This is a genomic window from Succinivibrio dextrinosolvens DSM 3072 (genome assembly GCF_900167015.1).
Taxonomy (GTDB): domain Bacteria; phylum Pseudomonadota; class Gammaproteobacteria; order Enterobacterales; family Succinivibrionaceae; genus Succinivibrio; species Succinivibrio dextrinosolvens.
Genome location: NZ_FUXX01000068.1, coordinates 1 through 7599, shown reverse-complemented (window position 1 = coordinate 7599; position 7599 = coordinate 1). Strand labels below are relative to the sequence as shown.

Here is a 7599-nt window from a genome sequence, read left to right as displayed (position 1 = left end):
AGTACTAATGCTCTGAACGTCTTGACCATACAACCCCGGAAGGCATCTGGAGTACGCAAGACTAGTGAAGTTTGAAATCAGTGAAAGTTTTTTAAGTTAAAACCCAATTCGCCTGGCGGCCATAGTGCTGTAGAACCACCTGTTCCCATTCCGAACACAGAAGTGAAATGCAGTAACGCCGATGGTAGTGCAACGTACGTTTGTGTGAGAGTAGGTCACCACCAGGCACCCTATAATGTGGAGCGGTAGTTCAGCCGGTTAGAATGCCTGCCTGTCACGCAGGAGGTCGCGGGTTCGATTCCCGTCCGTTCCGCCATTTTTTACATAAACCCAGTCCTTAGTGACTGGGTTTTGTGTTTCTATAGTCTCTAAATTCTCTTATTTTTCCTTAAGTAAGTTTTATTTTTGTGCATTATTTACATTGAATTTGCTCAATCACACTCTGATTGTATAATTATTAAAAAATAATAGTTTATGAGGGTAATGCATGCCAATTAATATACCCAATGATCTTCCTGCTAAAGCTGTATTAAATTCTGAGCAGGTTTTCGTTATGACCGAAGATAGATCCTCTCATCAAGACATTAGACCATTAAATTTATTGTTTCTAAATTTAATGCCTAAGAAAATCAATACTGAAATTCAGTACATGAGGAAGCTTTCAAATACTCCATTACAGGTCAACATAACATTATTAAGAGTTGATGATCATATTTCTAAGTTAACTCCTAGAGAGCATATGGATAATTTCTATAAATCTTTCTCGGAGATTAAGGATCAGAAGTTTGACGGTATGATTGTTACCGGTGCAGCATTAGATCAGCTAGAGTTTGCTGATGTTACTTATTGGGATTCCTTAAAGAAAATCTTACTTTGGTCTTCTAAGCATGTTACATCAACGCTCTTTAGTTGCTGGGGCGTTGCTGCTGCATTAAAGGTTTTCTATAACGTTGATATTATTTTCAGAGAGAAGAAGCTTTCCGGTATTTATGACGAAAAGCTATCTGATCATATTGATACCTTAACACGAGGTTTTGACGACGTTTTCAAGGCCCCTATTTCAAGATACTGTGAATTTCCTTTAGATGTAATTAAAGAGAAAACCAATATTGAAGTTCTTGCCTCTAGTGACGAGACTGGTATGTATCTTGGTGTTTCTCCTGATGGAAGACAGGTATACGTATCTGGACATCCTGAATATGATGCTGATACTTTACTTCAGGAATATACTAGAGATATTGAAGCAGGAAAGAATCCATCGATTCCTGTTAATTACTTCCCAGATAATAATCCTACATTATCTCCTATATGCAGCTGGCGTGGACATGCAAGTTTACTATTCTGTAACTGGCTGAATTACTACGTATATCAGGAGACTCCTTACGATATTAAATCAATTTAGTATTTTTTATCGTTAGCGATATTTCATTTGAACTGTTAATTTTTCTCTAAAGGCGCATTCAATAAAGTTTTTTGCGCCTTTTTCATGTAAAATATTGTGATAAATATAAAGTGATAAGGTGAAAAAGTGACAGGTTTTAAAACTGCTAAATTTAAAATTGTTGGCGGAAAGGCATTAGATGGCGAAGTTATTATTTCTGGAGCTAAGAATGCAGCTCTTCCAATTCTGTTATCAACAATTTTAACTGACGAAAAAGTTTGTCTAAAAAATGTTCCTGATCTTGCTGATGTAAAAACAAGTTTTAAATTACTTCAGGATTTAGGCAAGAAATGTAATTATGATGCTGAAACCGGCGTAGCTGAAATTGAAGGCGGAGTAACCAGTCACGTAGCATCATACGAATTAGTTAAGACCATGAGGGCTTCAATTATGGCTCTTGGTCCTCTTGTAGCATTTGCAGGCTCTGCAGAAGTTTCTCTTCCTGGTGGCTGTGCAATCGGCGCTCGTCCTGTTGATCTTCATATTAAAGGTCTAAAGGAGATGGGAGCTCAGATTAATCTTGATGATGGTTATATCAAGGCAAATGCCATTGGTTCAGGAAGACTTCATGGCGGTCATATTATTATGGATAAGGTTTCTGTAACAGGTACAGAGAACTTAATGATGGCCGCATGTCTTGCAGATGGTACAACAGTAATTGAAAATGCAGCTCTTGAGCCTGAAGTTGAGGATCTTGCTAAGTGTCTGAACAAGATGGGTGCACAGGTTAAAGGCGCTGGAACTTCAAGAATCGAGATCGAAGGTGTCGAGAAGCTTCATGGCTGCGATCATTCTGTTGTTGCTGATCGTATCGAAGCAGGTACATACCTGATTGCAGGTATTGCTACAGGTGGTATCGTAACATGCCACAATACTTTGCCATCATCTCTTGAGTCTGTACTTCAGAAGTTAAGAGAAGCTAATGCTCTGATTACTGTTGATGGAACATCTATTACTGCAGATATGCGTAACAGACAGATTAAACCTGTTAATGTTGTTACTGCTCCTCATCCTGGTTTTCCTACAGATATGCAGGCTCAGATCACTGTGCTGAATGCTTTGGCTAGTGGTGTAAGTTCCGTAACAGAAACCATCTTTGAGAATAGATTTATGCACATTGCTGAGTTAATCAGAATGGGCGCAAAACTCGAGATAAAAGGAAATACCGTTATCTGCGAAGGCGTAAGCAGACTAAAGGGCGCACAGGTAATGTCCTCAGACCTAAGAGCTTCGGCTTCACTGGTTATTGCTGGCTTAGCTGCTGAAGGCACAACAATTGTTGATCGTATTTACCATATGGATAGAGGCTATGAGCATATTGAAAAGAAAGTTCGTGGTCTTGGTGGTGAAATAGAAAGAATTTATTAGTCATGTTTAATTTATGTCCATATAACACTTTTGGTCTCCAGGTTCATGCTGACGATGGAATTATTATCAACAATGTAACTGACCTTAGGAAAGTTCATGCTGATAATGTTATTATCCTTGGTCATGGATCTGATGTTCTATTTACAGATGATTACAAGGGAACTGTAATTATTAATCAGATCAAAGAGTTAAGTGTTGAGAAAGATGGAGATGATTACATTGTTAAGGCTGGTTCTGGCCTGATTTTAGATGATTTAATCAGCACTCTTATTTCTCGCGGTATATATGGACTAGAAAATCTATCATCAATTCCTGGAACTGTAGGTGCTGCTCCTATTCAGAATGTTGGTGCTTACGGTGTTGAAATTGGCGAGTTTATTACTGAAGTTAAAGTTTATGATCTGCAGCGACATATACAGGAAACATTTACTAATGAGCAGTGTAAGTTTGGCTACAGATCATCATATTTTAAAAAGCATAAAGAAAGAAAACTTGTAATTACTCAGGTAACTTTCAAACTATCTTCTGTTTTTTCTCCTAAACTTATATATAAGGGATTACAGGATGAGAGTTTCGAAAGTGCTCTTGATCTTCGTAATAAAGTAATAGAATTAAGAAATAAGAAGCTTCCAGATCCAAAGATTGCTGGAAACGCGGGGTCATTTTTCAAAAATCCTATCGTAAATAGTAATATCGCCAAAGATCTTGAGTCTCAGTATGACCATGTTCCTGTTTATCCAATGGGTGACGGAATGTGTAAGATTGCTGCCGGCTGGTTAATTGAAAAAGCTGGCTGTAAAGGTATTACTCACGGTAATGTTGGAACCTGGGACAAACAGTCTCTGGTAATTGTAAACAGAGGTGGCGCTAAACCTTTTGAGATAGTTGCCTTAGCAAAATACATTATGGCTGAGGTTTTCAACAAGTTTGGCATTAAATTAGACCCTGAAGTCAGAACATATGATGCACAAGGAGAAGTATCTTGGGAAAACCTTTAGATATTTTAAAAATTATAAAGCTACTTAATAATGCTCCTGATTTAACTTTAGATAAAAATCTTCTGATGACAGCGCTGGATGCATCGGAGGAGGATCTTTATTCTACTGTAAAAAATCTGTCGGTATATTCTGATGCAATCACTGTTGAAAATGACAAGTTTTCATTAAAGGAGAAAATAGATCTTCTTGACGATATGTCTATTTTCAAACGTGTAGAAGGTTCTGGCCGTATTGCAATTCTTGATGCGGTTGATTCTACAAATACTTTCATGATTAAAAATGCTTCGATGCTTGCTTCTGGAGATGTGGTTATAGCAGAAATTCAGTCTGAGGGTCGAGGCAGTCGTGGGGGAAAATGGCATTCTGGTTTGGGAAAACAGTTGACTCTTTCAGTATGCTATATCTTTGATTCATTTGAAAAACTTCAGGGATTATCTGTTGGAATAGGTGTTGCTACCGCAATTTCAATTGAAAGATTCGGTTTTGAGAATATTCTTTTAAAATGGCCAAACGATGTGTATATGGATACATTGAAGGTTGGCGGAATTCTGATTGAAACTGTTCCTTACAAGGATAAAGTTAAAGCAATTATTGGCGTAGGTCTGAATGTTTATGATGACGATTTCGGGGAATTGACTCGAGATTATGGCGCTATGTACAGTAAACAGCCTGATAATTTCAAACGAAATGATCTTGCAGCAGCTTTGATTAACAATATCAAGAGAACATGCGAGGATTTCAATAAAGGCAGCAAGAGAATGATATTTGAGTCATTTAAAGCTCGTGATGAGATGCTTGGAAAGATGATTCAAGTAGATAATGTACAGGGAAGCTTTGTTGGAAGAGCTGCAGGAATTGATAATACCGGTGCTCTTTTACTGGCTCAGGATGACAAAAAGATTTCCATAAGATCTGGTCACATTACATACCTAAAGGACCAGTAGTTAAAACTGAGGAAATACTCAGCCTATTTCCTCAGGTAAACCTCTTCAATGTGGTGATCTTTACCTTTCTTAAGAATTAAGTTTGCTCTGTTTCTGCATGGCAGAATGTTTTCTACAAGGTTTGAATGATTAACTGCCTCCCAAATTAATTTTGCAATGCTTGCTGCATTTTCATCAGGAAGATTTGCATACTTGTGGAAATAGCAGTTTGGATCGTGGAACGCTTCATCCTTAAGTTTCAGAAATCTGTCTATATACCATTTCATTAGATATTTTTCATCTGCATCTACATATATAGAGTAGTCAATATAGTCAGAAATAAATGCTCTTTTTCTGAATTCAGGATATTCCGTTGCATCCTGTAATACATTAACACCTTCAATGATCAGTACGTTTGGTCTATCAACAATGGTGTATGAATCAGGAACGATGTCGTAGGTCAGATGTGAATAAACAGGAACTTTTAGATTAGGTTTGCCTTCTTTTAAGTCTAGAAGAAATGAAATCAAACGCTTACTGTCGTATGAAACAGGGAAGCCCTTCTTTCCAAGCAGCATTTTTTCTTCAAGGTATGCGTTCGGATATAAGAATCCGTCTGTAGTAATTAGGCTTACTTTAGGTTTGCAAGGCCACTGTTTAATCAGTTCAAATAGAAGTTTTGCTGTTGTTGTTTTTCCTACAGAAACGGATCCTGAAATTGAAATAATAAAAGGAACTGAATCCATTGGAAAACCTAAAAATTTCTGTATAACAGACAATCTGTCGTGTCTGCTTATGAAATACATTCTTAATAGGCTAGATAAAGGAAGATAGATTTTTTTTACATCTTCTAATGATAACTTATCATTGAAAGCCATGAATTTCTGTAATTCATTTTCGGTAATAGTAAGTTTTTCGTCCTCATGTTTAAAAGATGCCCAAGTATTAGGATCAAACTTAACAAAAGGTGCAGAAATAACCGAAGTATCGATATCCATAATAAAAACCTAATCTTCTATGTAAATGAATCAGACAAATTTTAACATTAGAACTATATAGACGCTAGAATATACTCTTCAATTTCTGAGCTAACTAGTCTAAATAAAAAAAATGAAAAATTTTTAGATAAATTTGAAGAAAAATAACAAAAATAATTGTTTACGATATTTTACAAAAAATCATAAAAAATAAAGTTTTTTACAAAAATCGCTTTTTGGGTATCGAATTTTTTTATAAAAATTTAAAAAAAATTAAAAAAAATAAATCCGAAATATAAGGCGTTTTATTAAGGTTTTAAAAAAAATATGAAAAAATATTTAAAAAAAATGTTGCAATAAATTAAAAGTTTGCTATCATAGTCCCCGCTGTCGAATGATAGCGACGTAGTTGGTCCGGAGACGGGCTATCTATGGAGGGGTTCCCGAGTGGCCAAAGGGATCAGACTGTAAATCTGCCGGCTCTGCCTTCGAAGGTTCGAATCCTTCCCCCTCCACCACTTCCCAATTTAAATTCTCCGGTATTAATTATTTCATTTGTATCGCGGGCATCGTATAATGGTTATTACCCAAGCCTTCCAAGCTTGTGATACGGGTTCGATTCCCGCTGCCCGCTCCATCGTTTATTTATCATCAACGCTGTGAGCCTTTAGAGTCTTGTTCACATAGGAAATTAAAAATGGCAAAAGAGAAGTTTGTCCGTGGCAAAGTACACGTAAACGTAGGCACCATTGGTCACGTTGACCACGGTAAGACCACTTTAACCGCAGCTATCACTACTGTTCTAGCAGAGAAGTTTGGTGGTGAGGCACGTAAGTTCGATCAGATCGATAACGCTCCAGAAGAGAAGGCACGTGGTATTACCATTAACACCTCTCACGTTGAGTACGATACTGCAAACCGTCACTATGCACACGTTGACTGCCCAGGTCACGCTGACTATGTTAAGAACATGATTACTGGTGCTGCTCAGATGGACGGCGCTATTCTAGTAGTAGCAGCAACTGATGGTCCTATGCCACAGACCCGTGAGCACATCCTATTAGCACGTCAGGTAGGCGTACCATACATCATCGTATTCCTAAACAAGTGCGATATGGTTGACGACGAGGAATTATTAGAGTTAGTTGAGATGGACGTACGTGATCTATTAAATCAGTACCAGTTCCCAGGCGACGACACTCCAATCATCCGTGGTTCAGCACTAGGTGCATTAAACGGCGAAGAGAAGTGGAAAGAGGCAATCTATCAGTTAGCAGACACTCTAGATTCATACATTCCAGAGCCAAAGCGTGATATCGATGATCCATTCCTATTACCAATCGAAGATATCTTCTCAATCTCAGGTCGTGGTACTGTAGTAACCGGCCGTGTAGAGCGTGGTATTGTACACGTAGGTGACGAAGTTGAAATCGTTGGTATTCGTCCAACCACCAAGACCACTGTAACTGGCGTTGAAATGTTCCGTAAGTTACTAGACGAAGGTCGTGCAGGTGATAACGTTGGTGTTCTACTACGTGGTACCAAGCGTGATGAGGTTGAGCGTGGTCAGGTTCTAGCTGCTCCAGGCACAATCACTCCACACACCAAGTTCACTGGTCAGGTTTACGTACTAAGCAAGGATGAAGGTGGTCGTCACACTCCATTCTTCAAGGGCTACCGTCCACAGTTCTTCTTCCGTACAACCGATATTACCGGTTCTATCGATCTGAAAGAGGGCGTAGAGATGGTAATGCCAGGTGATAACACCGACATGACCGTAACCCTAATCCACCCAGTAGCTATGGCTGAAGGCGAGAGATTCGCTATCCGTGAAGGTGGCCGTACTGTAGGTGCTGGTGTTGTTGGTTCTATTATCGAATAATAGATAACAA

The 7599-nt window shown here is 38.3% G+C and carries 6 protein-coding genes, 3 tRNA genes and 1 rRNA gene; 9 read left to right on the top strand and 1 reads right to left on the bottom strand.

What is annotated here, in order from left to right; all coding sequences use genetic code 11:
• The first annotated feature begins 111 nt into the window (after positions 1-111).
• From rrf to B5D46_RS11475, 6 genes are all read left to right on the top strand, one after another.
• Positions 112-227: ribosomal RNA gene (gene rrf, locus B5D46_RS11500) — 5S ribosomal RNA — on the top strand.
• 12 nt (positions 228-239) lie between these two features.
• A tRNA-Asp gene (locus tag B5D46_RS11495) sits at positions 240-316 on the top strand.
• Between the two features lie 171 nt (positions 317-487).
• On the top strand, positions 488-1402 hold the full coding sequence (locus B5D46_RS11490) for a homoserine O-succinyltransferase (protein WP_078929570.1): 915 nt from the start codon (positions 488-490) through the stop codon (positions 1400-1402).
• Positions 1403-1528: 126 nt separating this feature from the next.
• Positions 1529-2809 carry a UDP-N-acetylglucosamine 1-carboxyvinyltransferase gene (gene murA, locus B5D46_RS11485; protein ID WP_078929569.1) on the top strand — a complete coding sequence of 427 codons (1281 nt, stop codon included), beginning with the start codon at positions 1529-1531 and terminating at the stop codon, positions 2807-2809.
• 2 nt (positions 2810-2811) lie between these two features.
• Entirely contained in the window at positions 2812-3807 is a 996-nt protein-coding gene (murB, locus tag B5D46_RS11480; protein ID WP_078929568.1) for a UDP-N-acetylmuramate dehydrogenase, read from the top strand.
• On the top strand, positions 3792-4751 hold the full coding sequence (locus B5D46_RS11475; RefSeq protein WP_031492632.1) for a biotin--[acetyl-CoA-carboxylase] ligase: 960 nt from the start codon (positions 3792-3794) through the stop codon (positions 4749-4751). Before murB ends, B5D46_RS11475 begins: the two co-directional genes overlap by 16 nt.
• A gap of 23 nt (positions 4752-4774) precedes the next feature.
• Here B5D46_RS11475 and coaA read toward each other — a convergent pair whose 3' ends face one another.
• Positions 4775-5728, bottom strand: a complete 954-nt coding sequence (gene coaA / locus B5D46_RS11470) for a type I pantothenate kinase (RefSeq protein WP_078929567.1) — start codon at positions 5726-5728, stop codon at positions 4775-4777.
• Positions 5729-6140: 412 nt separating this feature from the next.
• On the opposite strand from coaA, the gene B5D46_RS11465 reads away from it, so the two are divergent.
• From B5D46_RS11465 to tuf, 3 genes are all read left to right on the top strand, one after another.
• Positions 6141-6225: transfer RNA gene (locus tag B5D46_RS11465), tRNA-Tyr, on the top strand.
• A gap of 44 nt (positions 6226-6269) precedes the next feature.
• A tRNA-Gly gene (locus tag B5D46_RS11460) sits at positions 6270-6344 on the top strand.
• Positions 6345-6404: 60 nt separating this feature from the next.
• Entirely contained in the window at positions 6405-7589 is a 1185-nt protein-coding gene (tuf, locus tag B5D46_RS11455) for an elongation factor Tu (protein WP_078929370.1), read from the top strand.
• The last annotated feature ends 10 nt before the right edge of the window (positions 7590-7599 follow it).